This window comes from Rhodopirellula halodulae (assembly GCF_020966775.1).
Lineage (GTDB): Bacteria > Planctomycetota > Planctomycetia > Pirellulales > Pirellulaceae > Rhodopirellula > Rhodopirellula halodulae.
Map to the genome: position 1 here is coordinate 354290 of NZ_JAJKFV010000011.1, position 17542 is coordinate 371831.

General features: G+C 56.8%; 14 protein-coding genes. 3 read left to right on the top strand and 11 right to left on the bottom strand.

Features of this window, described 5'->3' with window-relative positions:
• The first annotated feature begins 37 nt into the window (after nt 1-37).
• Both LOC70_RS09895 and LOC70_RS09900 read left to right on the top strand, forming a co-directional pair.
• The gene (locus LOC70_RS09895) at nt 38-1375 is read left to right on the top strand and encodes a GNAT family N-acetyltransferase (RefSeq protein WP_230253440.1); all 1338 of its coding nucleotides are present in this window, start codon (nt 38-40) and stop codon (nt 1373-1375) included.
• A gap of 12 nt (nt 1376-1387) precedes the next feature.
• Nucleotides 1388-2107, top strand: coding sequence for a GNAT family N-acetyltransferase (locus tag LOC70_RS09900; protein WP_230253441.1), 720 nt, complete (start codon nt 1388-1390; stop codon nt 2105-2107).
• A 31-nt stretch (nt 2108-2138) separates the two neighbouring features.
• Here the strand turns inward: LOC70_RS09900 and LOC70_RS09905 are convergent, their stop codons facing one another.
• The 11 genes from LOC70_RS09905 to rimO all read right to left on the bottom strand — a co-directional run bounded on the left by LOC70_RS09905 (nt 2139) and on the right by rimO (nt 15460).
• Nucleotides 2139-2813 carry an alpha/beta hydrolase gene (locus LOC70_RS09905; protein WP_230253442.1) on the bottom strand — a complete coding sequence of 225 codons (675 nt, stop codon included), beginning with the start codon at nt 2811-2813 and terminating at the stop codon, nt 2139-2141.
• 245 nt (nt 2814-3058) lie between these two features.
• Entirely contained in the window at nt 3059-3922 is an 864-nt protein-coding gene (locus LOC70_RS09910; protein ID WP_230253443.1) for a hypothetical protein, read from the bottom strand.
• A gap of 44 nt (nt 3923-3966) precedes the next feature.
• Nucleotides 3967-4491 (bottom strand): hypothetical protein, encoded by a 525-nt coding sequence (locus LOC70_RS09915; protein WP_230253444.1) that lies wholly within the window; start codon nt 4489-4491, stop codon nt 3967-3969.
• Nucleotides 4492-4704: 213 nt separating this feature from the next.
• On the bottom strand, nt 4705-6198 hold the full coding sequence (gene gatB, locus LOC70_RS09920) for an Asp-tRNA(Asn)/Glu-tRNA(Gln) amidotransferase subunit GatB (protein ID WP_230253445.1): 1494 nt from the start codon (nt 6196-6198) through the stop codon (nt 4705-4707).
• Nucleotides 6199-6264: 66 nt separating this feature from the next.
• Nucleotides 6265-7128, bottom strand: a complete 864-nt coding sequence (locus LOC70_RS09925) for an alpha/beta fold hydrolase (protein WP_230253446.1) — start codon at nt 7126-7128, stop codon at nt 6265-6267.
• Nucleotides 7125-8312 carry a dipeptide epimerase gene (locus tag LOC70_RS09930; RefSeq protein ID WP_230253447.1) on the bottom strand — a complete coding sequence of 396 codons (1188 nt, stop codon included), beginning with the start codon at nt 8310-8312 and terminating at the stop codon, nt 7125-7127. The genes LOC70_RS09925 and LOC70_RS09930 overlap by 4 nt, the downstream gene beginning before the upstream one ends.
• On the bottom strand, nt 8299-9306 hold the full coding sequence (locus LOC70_RS09935) for an NAD-dependent epimerase/dehydratase family protein (RefSeq protein ID WP_230253448.1): 1008 nt from the start codon (nt 9304-9306) through the stop codon (nt 8299-8301). Before LOC70_RS09935 ends, LOC70_RS09930 begins: the two co-directional genes overlap by 14 nt.
• A gap of 131 nt (nt 9307-9437) precedes the next feature.
• A complete protein-coding gene (gene uvrA, locus LOC70_RS09940) occupies nt 9438-11957 on the bottom strand; it encodes an excinuclease ABC subunit UvrA (protein WP_230253449.1) in 2520 nt (839 codons plus the stop codon).
• On the bottom strand, nt 11954-13231 hold the full coding sequence (locus LOC70_RS09945) for a CPBP family intramembrane glutamic endopeptidase (protein WP_390889030.1): 1278 nt from the start codon (nt 13229-13231) through the stop codon (nt 11954-11956). Before LOC70_RS09945 ends, uvrA begins: the two co-directional genes overlap by 4 nt.
• 29 nt (nt 13232-13260) lie before the next feature.
• On the bottom strand, nt 13261-13983 hold the full coding sequence (gene pgsA, locus LOC70_RS09950; protein WP_230253451.1) for a CDP-diacylglycerol--glycerol-3-phosphate 3-phosphatidyltransferase: 723 nt from the start codon (nt 13981-13983) through the stop codon (nt 13261-13263).
• 46 nt (nt 13984-14029) lie between these two features.
• The gene (rimO, locus tag LOC70_RS09955) at nt 14030-15460 is read right to left on the bottom strand and encodes a 30S ribosomal protein S12 methylthiotransferase RimO (protein WP_230253452.1); all 1431 of its coding nucleotides are present in this window, start codon (nt 15458-15460) and stop codon (nt 14030-14032) included.
• Between the two features lie 403 nt (nt 15461-15863).
• Here rimO and lysS point away from each other — a divergent pair, with 403 nt between their 5' ends.
• Nucleotides 15864-17435: a lysine--tRNA ligase gene (gene lysS, locus LOC70_RS09960; protein WP_230253453.1), complete on the top strand. Its 1572-nt coding sequence runs from the start codon at nt 15864-15866 to the stop codon at nt 17433-17435.
• The last annotated feature ends 107 nt before the right edge of the window (nt 17436-17542 follow it).

The window sequence follows — 17542 nt, forward strand, 5'->3', positions numbered from 1 at the left end:
TCGCAACAAACAGACGGGGGGTGGCCTAGAGTTCGACATGATCCACATTGAAATCTGCAAAGCGCCCGAAGACTTGTTGGCCAACGTGAACGCCTGGGACGGTGTGGCGGGGGGGATCCCCTTTCGTCAATCGTTTTGGCTCCACTCTTGGTGGCAACAATTTGGTGATCCCGCGCGGGCTTACTTCCTGTTGGCTCGCGATGAGGATGACGTTTGCCGTGGCATCCTGCCGCTGGAACGATCGCCTGACGACCTGCGTCGGTTACAAACCATCGCCGCCGGCAACGTCTGTACCGATCACGTTTCGCTGCTTGTCAACGCGAAAGACCGTGATGAGGTGATTCGTGGATTCGCCAACCACTTGCTCGAGGTCGCTGGCGATCGCGAATTCGGTTGGGACCAAATTGATTTCGACGGCACCGTGGCGGGTGACCCGACCATGGAATCGTTTCTACGTTGCCTTCAAGACTTTGGCAACGAACCGTCCGTTCGGACTCGGATGAATGTCTGGTTCAATCGCTGCGAACCGACGTGGGACGATTTGCTGACCAAACGCTCACGCAAATACCGCCATCGAGTGCGGCGTCTGCTGAAGCAGCTGGACGAAAGCGATGGAGAACTGTTCGTACGAGATGTAAGCGATCCGAACCAAGTCCACGAGGGTCTTTCAACGCTCGTGCGTTTGCATCAACAACGCTGGGAAGGCGTTGGTGAACCGGGGACCTACGCTGATCCACGTCTTTTACGGTTTGTTACGAACGCCACACTCGAGATGAGTGAACGCGGTCGCTTGTTGTTGCCGCAACTGGTGTATCGCGGCGAAGTCATCGCAACCGAACTTCACTACATCGGTGATGACCAGCGTCAATATTGCTATAGCACCGGTGTGAACCATGCATTCCCCGAATTGAAGCCGGGCATTCTTTTGAACTCATACATGTTCCGCGAAGCCCATCGTCACGGTCGTGCGGGCATCGACTACATGCGTGGCGATGAGACCTACAAGAGTCGCCTGCATTCTCAGCCGATTCCGTTGCTAGAAATCACACTGTTCGCCAAACACGCCCGTGGTCAAATGCGACGTGCACAGGATCACGCAACACAAATGCTGAAGGTTCAGTGGCGGAAGATGAAAGAGCTGCCGCAATCGTGTGTACTGAACCTGGACGAAGCATTCCGCGACGAATACCGCGAATACTTACCTGACCAATCCGTCGCGAAAATGCCGTTGGGACAGTATCAAACCTCCTCGAAGCTCCCCGTCGCGAAAGCGATGGAAGCCCACGCATCGACGACCAAAGCGATGGATTCGGTGCTGGAGCCGACTTCCGCGGGCGTCTATCCGGCGTTTGGTCTCGCTGCCGAAACGGTTTGAGGCGGCACCAACATGCCCTTCACCCATCTCTACCGAGCGATCCGCCGATTACACGTGATTGACGTCACCTGTTTGCTGCATGCGGATGCGAATACGGTCACGGACGCACCGACCGCGGACAGCCGGCTTCTTGATTCCGAGATAACAATTCAACAGATCGCTCCAGCGGAACTCGCAAACCTGAAAAGCGATGATCGGATCCATCCCGTGGTCGGCTCCGGCATCGCACACACCGACGCTTCCTCCGATCACATCGCCGGAGACCAGTGGCTGGTCGGTGCGTTCGAGAACGAACGTGTGGTCGCGTTTGTCTGGGCCGCAACCGGATACATTCCCGCGTCTGACAACTACAGCCGCAGTGTTCATCTCGGATCGTCTTTGACCATGCCGCCTCACTGCGGTTTTCTGTTCAACGCATGGACGGATCCAAATCATCGTGGTCGCGGTCTGATGGGTGCATTGCTTCGCGAACTCGTTGCGAAAGATCTGCTACAGCTCCGGCTCACCGATTGGTTCGCAACGACCGACTGGACGAACCATGCCTCCCAGCGTGTCTTTGCCAACAGCGGATTCGAAACGATCGGACGTCTCTACCGAATGGGGCGAGGCCAGATGCAAGCAAGCCTGGTGCCCGATTTGGAACGTCGTATGAATCAAAGTCTGACGAGCGACGATCCACGAAGCCGACCCTTGATCGCATCGGACGCACCGGGCCTGCGCCGGGCTTGGTGACCACTCGCCATTGGTTGAAAAAGCCACGAGCTCACACGGGAAATTGACGCCTGATCCAACGGAGAGCGTGTTCGACAACGGGTCGATGGTCTTCATCCAGAATCCCGTCGTGCGGCAACCCTGATAGCTCGACCACATGCTTTTGTCCCACGTAAGCTGCATGAACACCTTGTTGGTACTCGGGCAGAACCAGAGTGTCTTTTTCGGACATCAGAAAGACGGCGGGCAACTTGCATCGCGCCGCCAGGTCCATCGCATCGACGCTCTTTGGCAGAACCGCCGACACGTGTTGCATCGCCGTGGTCGCTCGCCAACGAGCAGAAATATTCAAGATGACGCGGCGTAGGTCAGGTGGATTCCGAACCCACAGCACGGCCGCAGGATGGTCCGCCTTCAGCGTGGCGGCGACGTGCATTGCGGGCAAGCACCCCAAACTGTTGCCGCACAACCACACACGAGTCTGCTTGCCGTCTTCTCGTTTGCCCGCACGCGCCGCCAAGACTCGCTCGGACCAAGCCGCGGCAAACTCGGAGAACGTTTTCAACGACGGCTTCCCGGGACTGTTTCCATACCCCGGCGGATTCCACGTCCAGACTTCCGCAGACCTGTCCGATTCGGCATTCACTTGCAAAGGAAACGGGGACGAGCGTTCAGCACGGCCTCCGGTGCCAGGGAATTTCAGCACCAGATCATCGGGACGTTTCAACGCTTCCCAAGACTCAAGATGTCCCGGTTCCTCAATATCCCACGACGCTGCAGCCCCCAAGCGATGGACAAAACATTCGATCCATGGCGAGTCGCCATGTTTGGAATGCGATGACCTTGCCGCCAAAGGCACGCGGCATCTGATCTGGGGCCTGTAATCAATCGGCTCCGTCGTCGGTCGCAAAACAAAGCGGTTCAGCAAACCGAAACGAATTCTGCGAGACCAATTTCGAATCGGCTGCATGCTCATGCCTCGACCGTCTCCGCGGTCGTAGCATTTCTGAAATCAGTTTCTGATTGCAGTTTGGAAGGGATCCATCCGGCCAGCGACAAACCGATCAGCGGACAAAGCACGGAGAACAGCATGAAATTCGAAAAAAGAGCAATGAACGTGAAGACACACGCACCGATGATGGCTGCCCATCGTGGCGGCAGCAACCAAATCCCCAAACCACCAATCGCCTCCACCAGCACGACTTTCCGGCTGTAGGCTGTGGCGATCGTTCGCAAGGTTTCTGTTTCAAAGGTGCTTCGCAGCCAGTTGAACACCCAAAAATCACGGTCAACGAAGTAGATTTCCCACAAGACTTCGCCGGACCAATATTCAGGCGTCCATTTGCCGGCTGCACCGCCCAGCAACACCACCGAGACAATGACGCGGCTTAGACGACTGGCTTTGCGTTGAAGTTCCCGAGCCGAGTCGACATTCAATCGAGTGCAGTACCAAAAGGCCCACAAACTGCACCACCAAAACGTGACAAATGTCATGTCGTTGTAGCTGCCTTGGTGCCACAGCATCACCGTCGCCGCCAACCAAGTGATCGCCGAGGCAACCTTTCGCTTGAATGCGTCTTCCGTGATCCAAGCCAATACGATTGAGATTGCCGCGATCACATAAGCCGCACGGAGGACCGTCGCGGATTGCAGCCACTGCGGAAAGAACGTGTGCTGGATAGGAATCGCGTGATAAACCCGATCGGCCAACAAGAAGAATGACCACTTCCAAAACAGCCCGAGCATCATGCCCGCCCACGTCAGATGCAGCGGCGTGAGCGATGTCCACTTCACCGTCGCCAGCGGATGGCGATCCATTTGGGCATGAACCGACATGGACCGATTGCTATCGTTTGCTTCCAGTGCGGAGTCCATCGCGTTCATGGCCGGTCCTCTTCGCGGAGCACCATTTGCCAAACGCCCGCTTCATCGCGAGAGAGCTGATAGGTCGACTGCAGAAACTCGCCTCGGTAGTGCGACTCTATCACTAGCCAGCGATCAGCGTCTTCTTGCAGATAACGCACTCGACCGTTTGCGAACGTGAATTCGCGCGTCGGATAATGATTGATTGTTCGTGACGCGACCACGCCGAGTTCATCGGACGTCTCCTCCAGCGGAGTAAGCCAAAATGGATCGACCAACCCGGAAAGTTCATCCTGAGGCGGCAGGTCTCGAACCTCGGTGGTGTTTTTGAAGTTGTACATGGCCGGAATCGGCGTCTGCACCGCCCACTGCACAAACGATGGCGTCCGCAGATGAAATCGGTTCATCGTGGAGTGAATAATGGGTGGGCACCACGGCATCAACAACAACCATCCCGCCACCAAAACCGCGACGCTCATCAGCAGACGATAACCCCAATCGGGTTTCGACGTTGAGCGGCTGGATTCTTCGGAAGACTGCATGGCCCCGACGCCAATTGATGTGGTGCATCGACTTGATCGACTTGGACCGCGAAACGATCTGCTGTCGAAAGATACTGAAACGTACCCTATCCACCATCATCGGCAGTTTTCGCGTCCGATCTGCGACTTCCCACCGCCCCTGAACCCGAGCCCTCCGCCAGCCCAAACCGGTTGTGCGGATTGTAGCGGCGGGCGACTTCCTGCCTCTGCAGGTCACATCTTGGCAATCAGATCCATCAGCAATTGCCGGACTGCCTGCGGCGAAGCGTTGGGATTTTTCTTCTTGGCTTGACCGATCAAGGCCCCCACGGCCTGCTGCTTGCCACCTTTCACGTCCTCAACGACTTGTGGATTGGCCGCCAACAATTCCTGGCACAGCGATTCCAATGCGTCGTCGTCAACGGCTTCGATCCCCAACGATTTGGTCGCTTGCTCGATCGATTCATCGTGTGTCAGCAAATGTTCAAACACATCGCGAGCTCGATTGTTGTCAAGCTTACCGTCGCTGATCATGCGAATCAGTTCGCCCAACTTCTCTGCCGAAACCGGAAATTCGCGAATGTCGACGTCGCGATCTTTCATCGTTCGCATAACGTCTTGCATCATCCAGGAGGATGTCCGACGTCCATCACCACTGACACCCGCCGCGGTTTCAAAATAATCGATCAAGGCAGGCCCTTGATTGACGATCACATCGGCATCGTAAGGTTTGATCCCGTGCTGCGTTTGCAAACGTTCGCGAGTGACCGCCGGCAATTCGCCTAGCGTTTGCGAAATGGAGTCCACGAAATCACGCGGCAATCGCACGGGCAACAAGTCCGGATCGGGGAAGTACCGGTAATCGGCCGACTCTTCCTTCTCACGCTGGGCAAACGTTTGCTCGGCCGAATCATCCCATCCGCGGGTCGTTTTCGGAGCATCGTCGATGGTTTGCCGGTTTTCTTCCCATGCGATCAGTTGACGCTGCACCTCGTAGTCGATCGCCCGCTGGACGTTTCGGAAGCTGTTCAGGTTTTTGATTTCGACGATCGGAGTTGCGATCTTCTTGCCTTCCACATCAACGTGCAAGTTCACGTTGGCGTCGACACGAAGGCTGCCTTCCTGCATCTCGCAGTCCGACACATTCAGGTGCGTCAGCAACAACTTTAGCTCGCCGAGGTAAGCCTTGGCTTCTTCGGCCGAGCGAAGGTCGGGCTGGCTGACAATTTCCAAAAGCGGCGTGCCGCATCGGTTCAGATCGATTTTGGTATCGCTGACTCCGGACGCTTCATCATGCATGCTTTTGCCGGCGTCCTCCTCCAAGTGAGCGCGTACGATCCCGATCCGACGTTCCGTTTCGCCTTCGTCGGTGCTGATCTCCAAATGACCATCGGCACAGATCGGTAAATCAAACTGACTGATCTGATACCCCTTCGGCAAATCGGGATAGAAGTACTGCTTTCGATCCCATTTGGTCAGCGGAGGGATATCGCAGTTGAGCGCCAAACCAGTTTTGACCGACAACGCGATTGCTTCACGGTTCATGACTGGCAACGCACCGGGCATTCCCAAACAAACCGGGCACACCTGCGTGTTGGGAGGAGCCCCGAACTCGGTGGTGCAACCACAGAACAATTTGGTTTGCGTTTTCAGTTGGACGTGGACTTCCAACCCGATGATGGTGGTCACAGGGTATTTCTGGCAGGCCAAAATCGCGGAGGCGGTCATGCGTGAAGCCGATGAATCAGGAAAACGAGTGTTCGTCCGGCAATATCCCGCATCCTTTCGATGGGCTCAATCCCCAGCGGATTCACCGAGCCGCGTCACCCAACCCACGAGATCGCGAAAGTAGGGTCTCGGGTCGGGCTCGAACTCGAAGGTGTGAGCCGCGTTGTCGTAGCAGGTCACCTCACGGTGGACGCCGGCCGTCCGATCGAACCAAGCTCGTGTTTCCTCGTTGTCGACGATTCGATCCTTTCCCGCCAACACCAACCAGCTCGGCACAGAGATCTTCTCCGCGATCGCACGGGCCCTACGGGTCAGCTTGCGATCCTCCAACGCGAAGCGAACCGACACTTTCCGCAGTGTCAGTGAATCCTTTCGAATGAACTCTTGCCAGCGCTGGACGCCCGTGAACAACGACGGGTCCTTAAGCGGAATGGGAACACGCAAGCGGGCCAATCCCGCCCGAGCCAAACCGCCCAAGATCGCGTACTTGGCCGGAGACGGAAACTGAGCGGCATGAATTCCGGGGCAAATCAGAGCCAAACCGTCAAGCAAATCCGGACGCTCCGCCGCCAACACCGCAGCCAGCTTTCCTCCCCAGCTGATCCCGCCCAGGACCAGTGGTACATCGCGTGGTTGTGACTCCAAAAAGTAAACCAGATCATCGATCCACAACCGCCAATCGCTCACATCGCCGCGACGATCTGGGTTTCCCCCAGAGCCTCGCCGATCCAAAAACCGGACGTCTACCGATGCATTCGCCAGCGCGTCACAACTGGCCAAGTACCAACCTGAATGGCTGACGATGCCGTGCACAAACACAACGCGTGCTCGCGGTTTGCCCACGGCCCAACGTCGCGACATCAACAATGCTCCGTCGTCACCATCGACCATTTCGATTCGCCCGCGTTGCGAGTCGGCATGCAGACTCATGTTGCCTCGCCCCGTACGACCAAGTGCGACTTTGAGTTGCTTTGCAGCCAATCTTCGCGAATGGTCACACCCAATCCGGGCTTCGTGATCGCGGGAGCCCGACCACCGTATCGAAACGTGATGTCCTCTTCCGTCGGCAGTGTGCTCAATAGGTGCCGATCGTAGGACCCTTCCATGTAACGTATGTTGGACACGGAACTGGCCCAATGACGACCGGCGGCCGAGAGAACACCGGACTCACCTGGATGGCAACCAAGCTGATATCCCAACCCGGCTCGTTTGGCCAAAGCTGCCAAACGCAGACAACTCAAAAAACCACCGCATTTGGACAAGCGAAGATTGAACAGGTCGCAGGTTTGACTCGCTATCGCATGCTCCGCGTCCACAAGACTGGTGAGTGATTCGTCCAACATCACGGGAACACCAATCGCATCTCGCATCGTCGACAACGCATCGACTTCCGCATGTGCCACTGGCTGTTCGATGCACGTCACACGATACCGCCGAAGCGGCTCCATTTTGCGAACCACCTCTTCCGGCTTCCATGCTTCATTGGCATCCAAACGCAGATCCACCCCGCGACCGATCCAACGTCGGATTCGGGCCACGCGAGAGGGATCGTCTTGGCCTTCCACGCCAACTTTGATTTTGCACTGTGCAAACCCATACGCACGCATCTTCAACGCGGACACACGTTCGCTTTTGGCACCGGAGGAAGTGATGGTGGTGCTGTATCGGACTTGAGACTGAGGCAGATAAATGCCGGCCGCTTCCGGTACATGCTGAACCAAATCACTGATCGGTTGCCCAAAACATTTTCCAAAGGCATCCAGCAAACTCAATTCCACCGCACATCGCAGCGAATTTGATCCACAACCACGTGGGTTGTCGGTCTGCTTGTGAAATTGCAAGGCATCGCAGAGCGTGATCACTTCGTCCCAATTCGACGCCGATAAGTCAAATACAGGATTGAGATTGGAACCTGCCAACTGCTGGAGACATCCTTCGGGCGTTTCGCCGGTGACATACGGTCGCGGAACGCCTTCTCCCCAACCGATCGTTCCGTCCGCTAATCGACATCGAATCAGCAGGTTGATGCTTTCCGTGCGAGTGAACGATGCATGCTTGATTTCGCGTTTGAGCGGTAGCGGCACCAAGTACGCCGTGAGCTCAGCAACTCGCATTTTCGTCCGCCCACTTCAAAGCGTCTTGGATTCCTTCGCGAAAATCGACCTTCGGTTGATAGCCCAACAATCGCTTCGCCTTTTCGATGCTGAAGTCCAAATTGAGCGTCATGAATTTCATGGTCGCTCCGGTCAACAACGGCGGTTCACTGGCACCACGCAGGCGACCGTAGGTTTCCAATACCGGACGAGCCATTTTCGCGAACCACAACGGAACGCGTTTGGGCGGTGGCAGCTCCAAGTAGTCGGCCACCGCGCCGAGAAACTCTTCCCGAGTGACCAAACGCTCATCCCGAATGTTGAACGTTTCGCCCACGGCCTCGTCTCGTTGCATGCACAAGAACAGACCGTCGATCAAGTTGTCGATGCAGGTATTGTTGAGCTTCCGCTGGCCGTCACCGATCATGCGAATCGTTCCGTTTCGGAATCGTCGCATCAATCGCGGCAGAATCCGCCGGTCTCCTTCCCCATAGGTGAATCCCGGACGAGCGATCACGGTGGGCATACCGGTTTCACGATGAGCGGCAGCAATGACGCCTTCGGCGAGAGCCTTGGTGTGCGTGTACCCATCGAACCCTCTCAAGTCGACCGGGGTCGTTTCATCGGTTCCAAAATGATGCGTCGCTTGATAGACCCCGAGCGCGCTCAAATGAACTAGCCGCCGCAGGCGATCCGATCCTGATGCGAAACGCACCAGTTCGCTGACCGCGTCCAGATTGATTGGACGATAGGTCGAGACCGGCCCCCAATCACCGACGTAGGCCGCGGTGTGGACGATCACATCGCTCTTGCGAATCGCGTTTTGATAGTCAGGCCCTGGGTCCGTGAGATCAGCCGTGATCCATTCGACATCGAACCCATCCAACACCGAACGGTCCGATCCGGAACGAACAACCGCACGGACATGATGTCCCTCCGCAATCGCTCGCCGAACCACCGGCGCACCAATCATCCCGGTAGCGCCGGTCACCAAAATGCTTTCGGGTTGAGTCATGGAATCGTTGGCACGAGGTCAGAATACGGTATGGAAGCCGATGCAAGCCTAATCATGTCGCTCGCAGAAGGAACCCGCCTTTACGAACGCAGCCACTGATGGAGTGGCTTCTCGCCTGAGTCCAATCGTTCTTATGAGATTCGCAAATACTTTCCCGTCGCGGATTCGGGGCAGGCGGCGATGGTTTCTGGGGGGCCTTCGGTGATCAGTTGGCCTCCATTGGAACCGCCACCGGGGCCGAGATCGAGCAGCCAATCGCAAGCTGCCAGCAGATCCGATTGGTGTTCGATAACCAGCACTGTATTGCCAGCTTCGACCAAGCGGTCCAGCACGACCAAGAGCCGTTGGACGTCCGCGAAATGCAGACCGGTCGTGGGTTCGTCCAGGACGTAGAAGGTGTTTCCAGTCGCCGGCCGAGCGAGTTCGGTCGCGAGTTTGATCCGTTGAGCTTCACCACCGCTGAGCGTTGTGCTGGACTGTCCCAGCGTCACGTAGCCCAGTCCGACATCGACCAGCGAAGTCAGCAAGTGATGCACCTTGGGAACGTTCTCGAAGAACTGCTGAGCCGACTCGATGGTCATGTTGAGCACGTCCGCGATGGTGGCTCCTTTGAAACGCACTTGCAACGTTTGGCGGTTGAAGCGTTTTCCGCCACAGCGTGAACACTCAATCAACAAGTCGCTGAGGAAGTTCATCTCGATGCGTTCGAAACCATTTCCCTTGCAAACATCACAACGTCCCGCCGGACTATTGAAACTGAAACGGTTCGCTGCAAAGCCAAGCGTCTTGGCTTCACGCGTGCTGGCGTAGACCTGTCGAATCGGATCCAGCACCCCGGCATAAGTGGCCGGACAGCTTCGCGTCGTCCGCCCAATCGGCGTTTGATCAATCGGCACCAACTTATCGATGTGCTGTGCGCCGGAGAGACGTTTGTGAGGTCCGGGCTTGTCCGCAACCAACCCCAGCTTCTCCGCCAAAGCGGGATAGAGCGTGTCAACGATCAGGGAGCTTTTGCCGCTGCCGGAAACGCCACTGACTCCCACCAAGCACCCCAAGGGGATCTTGGCCGTCACGTTCTGCAAATTGTTCAACGTCGCACCGGTCAACGTCAGCTGATGCGACTTTCGTGGTTGTCTGCGCGGACGATCCAGTCCAATGCTCGACTGACCGGACAAGTAATTTCCAGTCGGACTGGTCGGATCAGCGGCAACCTCATCGGCAGTCCCTTGGCTGACTAGTCGTCCGCCATGTTGCCCCGCACCAGGACCAATCTCGATCACGTGATCCGCAGCGCGAATTGTGTCCTCGTCATGTTCGACAATCACGATCGTATTGCCGGCAACTTGCAACTCTTTGATCGCTTCGAGCAAGCGGTGATGATCCGCCGGGTGCAAACCAATCGACGGTTCGTCCAAAACGTAGCAAACACCCACCAGCCCGCTGCCGATGCTGGTCGCCAGGCGAACTCGCTGAAGTTCACCACCACTGAGCGTTTCAGCGGATCGATCCAACGTCAGGTAGTCGACCCCAACTCGTCGCAGGAATTCAATTCGACGGACCACTTCGGACTGGATCGGTGCAGCGACCTTCTGTTGCAAAGCATCCAACGGCTTCGCAATGTTCTCCATCCAGTTTTGTGCCTCGGCCAAAGGCATTCGGCAAAGGGCGTCGATCGCGACATCGTGAATCGTCACCGCTAACGACGAGGCTCGCAGCCGGCCTCCTTCGCATGCGGGGCACGTGACCTGATGCGTTTCGTCATCCGGATCCGCCACCTTGCCCAAACCTTGGCAGGTCGGGCACGCGCCGTAAGGACTGTTGAAGCTAAAGGTTCGCGGCTCGAGTTCCTCGAAGCTTTCACCGCATTCCAAACAGGTCATCGACGTGCTGAACAGCTTCGTTTCCGGTTCGCCGTCGCCATGATCGATCAGCGCCGAACACATGCCTCCCGCCAATCGAAGTGCCAGCCGAGTGGACTCATCCAATCGGGACTCCACGCCGTCTTTGATGACGAGTCGATCGACCACCGCCTCGATGGTGTGGTTCTTGCGCACGGCCAACGGCGGCACGTCCTCCAGCAGATACATCTCGCCATCGACTCGGGCTCGGACCAACCCATGGCCACCGATTTGCTCCAGCACGTCGGCGTGAGCACCTTTGCGTCCGCGAACCATCGGGCTCATCAGAGTCAGCTTGGTACGCTCCGGCAACGCCGACAGCGTGGCGACAATTCGGTCCGGAGTCTGCGTGCTGATTGTGCTGCCACAGGAAACGCAATGCGGAACGCCGACGCGAGCGTACAACAGACGCAGGTAATCGTAGATCTCAGTGATGGTCGCCACGGTGCTGCGAGCCGAATGTGTTCCGCTCTTCTGATCGATGGACAGCGTGGGTGCCAATCCATCGATCCAATCCACGTCGGGACGAGGAATCGCATCCAAATACTGCCGAGCGTAGGTCGACAAACTGTCGATGTATTGACGTTGGCCCTCAGCGAACAAGGTGTCAAACGCGAGTGAGCTTTTGCCGCTTCCTGACACCCCGGAAATCACCGTGATCGCATCACGTGGGATATCAACATCCAAATCGCGCAGGTTGTGAACGCGTGCGCCACGAATCCGAATCAGATTGTCCGCCGCTGCCGAGATCATGTTCGAGACATCTCGATCAACGTCATCACCATCGTCAGTCCGTTGAGAACGAAGTGGACGATGATCGGCGGAACCAAGGATCCGGTTTGGCGATACAAATATCCCAAACCGAGCGACAAAAAGAACAGCGGGATGGGTGCCAAGCCTTGCCCCCAATGCATCAATGCAAAAACGAGACTGGCAATGACGATGGGCCAGACCGCCTTGGGAGTCCAATCGCTCGGATCCATTTCCCGCGGTGCTTCCGGCGTCACGACTTCCGCCTCGGCCGCAACTTCCTCCGCAAACGTGTCGTCAGTTTCTTCGACACCCACGGCGTACGGAGTCGATTCCCCCGTCTGCGAATCGGCGGGAGTAGGACTTCCCGCGAATGCTTGTTGCACGCGTTCAAACCGCCAATCCGCCAATCGCTGCAATCCTCCCTGCAACAATCCTCGAATCCAAAACTCCTCGACCACCGGGGTCACCAACGCCGTCGTCACGAACAACAAACCAAACACGGCATAGTCGGGTCCAGCTTCGGCGTCTTCGGGCTGCAAGGCATCCAACACCGGATGCGAATATTCCTGCAACGCGGAGACGACTCCCATGATCACCATGGTCGGCGGCAAAATCATTAACGCGGAACGAAAGCCCAACCACACATCACCACGTTGAGGAACCAAACCAACTCGCGAAATGGTTTGGCGGTGATTCAACATCAACAGCAGCAACGTGATCAGCGTTGCTGACATCATGCCCATCGAACTCAGTGCCAACTGAGGAACCGAGATGGCGGGTGCTTCGACAGCAGGCGATTCCGTTTCGTCTGCAACCGGACCTTCCACCTCCAACGGTTGCTCACTCGTCTCGTCCGGTTCGGCGGGCAACGTTTCATCGGCGGATTCCGACAGCGGATCGGTCGCGACCAAGGGCTCCGACTGAGGATCCAACAAATCGTCGGCCATCTGAGCGGGCGGATCGATCCAACCAGCAAACAGAAACACACCTTGCAGAAGCGACGCACTGAATAGCAACGCTCCCGCAAACACGAAGAAGTAGATCACCGACCAGAAAGGCAGATGCCGAGGCCGCACCGGCACAAACGCTTTCATACCGAATGGTCGTCGTCCACTGGCCAGCAAGCGAATCCAATTCACCATGGAAGCACCAAACGCCATCAGCAACAGCAACGACACCATGGTGAGTGCCAATTCAGCCGGGCCGATCTCCGTGACCTCGGCAATGTCTTCGGTTGCCTCCGCCAACTCCGCCTGCGCGAATCCAAAGCTCATCCAACCTTGCTCAACCAAGCCCTCCAATTTCATCGTGTGGGCATTTCGGTTGAGGTGACTCGATAGGTGTCTTCGTCGACCAACGATGATGTCTCATCTGGATCGGAAAGGCGATCATTGGTCAGGTGCATGGTGTCAGTTGCTGAATCAGTGCTGGTGTGGACGGAAGGTTCCGCGGGGACTTCCAATCCCGCATCGGACTGCATCACACGTGCCGCAATCATGGTGTAGTCGACGCCGGAGTAAACGGTCAACGCGATGGCGGCCCACAACAGCCCCCAACTGGTCCAATCCAACCAAACGGGAACTGGCGACACGATATAGGTTAGCAGCACGGCAACAACCGCCGCACACTGCAGCACCATCTTCCATTTGCCCAACCAGCTCGCTGAAAAGTCGCCTCCAGCACCCTCGATGATGCCACGCAGACTGGTCACCAACAATTCACGAGCGACAACGATCGTCGCCATCCACGAAGCCACAGGACTATCAGGCACTTCCACCAATGCAATGAACGATCCGCAGATGATGATCTTGTCCACAAAGGGATCAAAGATGCGTCCCAGCTTGGTGACTTGTCCATACTTGCGAGCCCAATAGCCGTCCATCCAATCGGTTGACGCGGCAATCAAGAACACGATCATCGCGGCCAAAGGCATTCCGGATGGAATCAACGCCATCACCGCGATTGCCAACACAAACCGCGCGGTCGTCAAAGCATTGGGGACGTTGTAGATCGAGGGACCAGCCATAAGGCGACCAAAATCAAAGGGGATGAGAAATCATGGAGTCGTGGTCTTAGGTTGCAGCGGCCACCAAGTCATAACCCTGCGAAGCGACAATTTCGCAAGGTCGGATCTGCCCGATTTCAACGGGAGAATCCGGATCAACCTGCGAGACGTAAATCAATCCGTCCACGTCGGGTGCTTCACTGCGAGAGCGTCCAATGAACACGTTTTCTTGTTCAGGCATTTCGGCGTCGATCAAAATTTCCTCGGTTCCACCGACCCGTGAATCGTTCCAATCAAACGCGATTTTTTGTTGCAGCTCCATCAGGTCATCGCGGCGCCGCGCGGCAACCTCGGGATCGACGCGGTTGGGCAATCGGGCCGCGGGTGTGTCTTCTTCGATGCTGTAAGTGAAGACCCCCAAGTTTTCGAAGCGTGACTCCTGCACGAAGTCCATCAATTCCTGGAAGTCCTCTTCGGTTTCACCGGGGAAGCCCGTGATCATGGTGGTTCGCATCACCAACGAATCGATTCGCGAACGGAGCTTCTGCACGATCTCGGTTTGCAACGCCCGCGTGGTTTTACGAGCCATCCGTTTCAGCATCTTGTCACTGGCGTGCTGCAGCGGCATATCGATGTAGGGCACAATTCGTTTCGCCGACGCCAACGTGTCAATCAAGGCGTCATCGATGTACATCGGATAGAAATACATCAAACGAATCCAGTCGATCGAATCGATCTTGTCGAGTTCCTTTAGCAACTGGTTCAAACGTGGTTCGCCGTAACGATCCATGCCGTAGTACGTCGTGTCTTGAGCCACGATCACCACTTCGCGAACACCGCTGTCGCCCAACCGTCGAGCCTCCTCGACGACTTGTTCGATCGGCTTGCTGAAGTGCTTGCCTCGCATCTTGGGAATCGCGCAAAACGTACACAGACGATCGCAGCCCTCGCTGATTTTCAGATAGGCAAAGTGACGCGGCGTCACAGCGGCTCGCATCGCATCGCTGAGTGGGTTGACCGCCGCGGGTTTGAAGATCGTGCGTTGTTCTTGTAGTCCCGAATACAGATCGTCGACCACCGACACAATGTCGTTGCGACCAAACACACCAACCAGTGCATCGATATCGGGGCGAGCCTGCAGCAGCTTGTCTTGCTGGCGTTCGGCCAAGCACCCCGTCACGACAACGTTGCGAAGCTTGCCATCTCGCTTCAGCGTCAACATCTCGTCGATCGCAGCCATCGACTCATCGCGTGCGGAATCAATGAACCCGCAGGTATTGACCACCACAAAGTCGGCTCCTTCGACGGAGTCCACCATCTGGTAGCCGTCGGCATCCAAACGCCCCAGCATCTGCTCGGTATCGACCAAATTCTTGGGACACCCCAACGACACGACTGCGTAACGCCCCCGCGAGGAGCCCGCTTCCGATTCGTTCGCCGGGCTGGTCCCCGGTGATGCGACCGTTACGTTGTTTTGCGGGAGAATGGGAAGTTGCATCAAACGAATTCTGTCGTCGAGGAAAAGGAAGCCAAACGCGGGAAAAAACGGCCCGCAGGATCGTGTGAGAAGCCCTCCATTAGAACACAAACCCGCATTTTCGCAATTTACAAACGAGATCAAACCATCCCCGATCTCGCCGTGGATCGCCGCGGGGAACTCCGCTCAACGCGGGCGAAAATCCCGGCTCGTCGGCGGTGCTGCCTGACCAGTGCCCACCGGCCCGGTGATCCTTCGCGAAATTCCGGACCAAGCACCAGAAAATCTGCTCGGGGCGGTGCTCCTGAAGTCCGAGCGATCAACCGTGACGAAGCACAAAAACCGGCTCCCTTGCGTGAATGATCGGTCAAATTCACAATCGTCGGTCCGTTCGATTTCTTTCACCTTACCGAGCACATTTTCCGTGACCGATACGCCTTCCAACGCTGCTGACCTCGACTTGACCGACCCCCACGCGGCTCGCCGGCACAAATTGGAAGAAATCGCCGCCAAAGGCATTGATCCATGGGGTCAACGTTTTGACGACCGCTTGCTGGTAGGCCAGTGCCGCGACCGTATTGCCGAGATCCAGTGGCAGAAAAAGGACGGCGACACAATCGCATTGCCTGATGTTGAAAGCGAAGACGTCGACTACCGCCAATGGAAGGCTGACAACGGGCCCGGCGAGGAAATCGGCCCGATCGTTCGCGTCGCCGGTCGAATCCTGCTTTCGCGGCCAACGGGCAAACTGATCTTCCTGAACATTCGCGACTGGACAGGCGACATCCAGATCTTCGTTGGCAAGAAGCAAGTCGGCGACGAGAACTTTGACTTGGCCAAACTGTTTGACCTGGGTGACTTGATCGGCGTTCAAGGACGCTTGGGCCGGACCAACACCGGAGAACTGACGGTCTTCGCCGAGGAGCTTTTCCTGTTGACCAAGATGCTGGAAGTCCCGCCCGAAAAGCACGCGGGGATGACCAACCAAGACCTGCGTCAACGCATGCGTTATGCCGATTTGGCGTTCAACGACGGTGTGATGCAAACCTTCCTCGATCGAACCAAGATCATCAAAAGCGTTCGCTCCACGTTGGACGGCGAAGGCTTCTGCGAGGTCGAGGGCCCAACGCTGCACACGGTTCCCGGTGGCGCGGCGGCTCGTCCGTTTGAAACGCATCACAACGCGTTGGACATGAAGCTGACCATGCGGATCGCGCTGGAACTGCACCTCAAGCGATTGATGGTCGGCGGCATGGAACGCGTTTACGAACTGGGCCGCGTGTATCGAAACGAAGGACTGTCGCCGCGGCACAATCCTGAGTTCACCATGCTGGAAACCTATCAGGCTTACGGCAACTACGAGTCCATGATGGACTTGACCGAGAAAATCATTTGCGATGCGATCGACAAGATCGGTGGCGGCTACAAACGCGAATACAACGGCACGATGCTTGACTTCACGCCGCCGTTTGAACGCGCGACGTACGCCGAGTTGTTTCAGAAAGCGACCGGCGTTGACCCGGCCGACGAAGACGCGGTGAAGACCTACGCCAAGAGCTTGAAGCTGGAAACCGAAGGTAAACACCCCGACGTGATCCGCAACGAGATCTTCGAGGAAAAAGTGGAAGACTCGCTGCAGGGCCCAATCTTCGTCACCGATTACCCGGCAAGCATCTGCCCACTGACCAAACGCAAAACGGACAATCCCGAAATCGCCGAACGATTTGAAATGTTCATTTGCGGGATGGAACTGGCCAACGCGTACACCGAACTGAACGATCCGGACCTGCAGGAAGAGTTGTTCAAGACTCAGCTTGAAGGCCAAGACGACGAGGACTCGATGGCCAAGATGGACCACGACTTTGTCCGCGCCCTCCGCTACGGCATGCCTCCCGCAGGCGGCCTGGGAATCGGGATCGATCGCTTGGTGATGGTGCTCACCAACCAGAAGTCCATCCGAGACGTGATCCTGTTCCCGGTCCTTCGGCCGGAATAGCCCCCCCCTCTCCTGGAAGGCCTGCTTGCGCCAAGCGTCCGTCCTCTGTCGCTACAACCCGCACAGTCTCGCGGCCGAGGACGATTTCGATGGATGCATCCGGCGAT

Coding starts and splice junctions, on each gene's coding strand:
- LOC70_RS09895 (WP_230253440.1), top strand. CDS start 38: ATGATCCACATTGAAATCTGCAAAGCGCCCGAAGACTTGTTGGCCAAC.
- LOC70_RS09900 (WP_230253441.1), top strand. CDS start 1,388: ATGCCCTTCACCCATCTCTACCGAGCGATCCGCCGATTACACGTGATT.
- LOC70_RS09910 (WP_230253443.1), bottom strand. CDS start 3,922: ATGTCGGTTCATGCCCAAATGGATCGCCATCCGCTGGCGACGGTGAAG.
- LOC70_RS09915 (WP_230253444.1), bottom strand. CDS start 4,491: ATGCAGTCTTCCGAAGAATCCAGCCGCTCAACGTCGAAACCCGATTGG.
- gatB (WP_230253445.1), bottom strand. CDS start 6,198: ATGACCGCCTCCGCGATTTTGGCCTGCCAGAAATACCCTGTGACCACC.
- LOC70_RS09925 (WP_230253446.1), bottom strand. CDS start 7,128: ATGAGTCTGCATGCCGACTCGCAACGCGGGCGAATCGAAATGGTCGAT.
- LOC70_RS09930 (WP_230253447.1), bottom strand. CDS start 8,312: ATGCGAGTTGCTGAGCTCACGGCGTACTTGGTGCCGCTACCGCTCAAA.
- LOC70_RS09935 (WP_230253448.1), bottom strand. CDS start 9,306: ATGACTCAACCCGAAAGCATTTTGGTGACCGGCGCTACCGGGATGATT.
- uvrA (WP_230253449.1), bottom strand. CDS start 11,957: ATGATCTCGGCAGCGGCGGACAATCTGATTCGGATTCGTGGCGCACGC.
- LOC70_RS09945 (WP_390889030.1), bottom strand. CDS start 13,231: ATGAGCTTTGGATTCGCGCAGGCGGAGTTGGCGGAGGCAACCGAAGAC.
- pgsA (WP_230253451.1), bottom strand. CDS start 13,983: ATGGCTGGTCCCTCGATCTACAACGTCCCCAATGCTTTGACGACCGCG.
- rimO (WP_230253452.1), bottom strand. CDS start 15,460: ATGCAACTTCCCATTCTCCCGCAAAACAACGTAACGGTCGCATCACCG.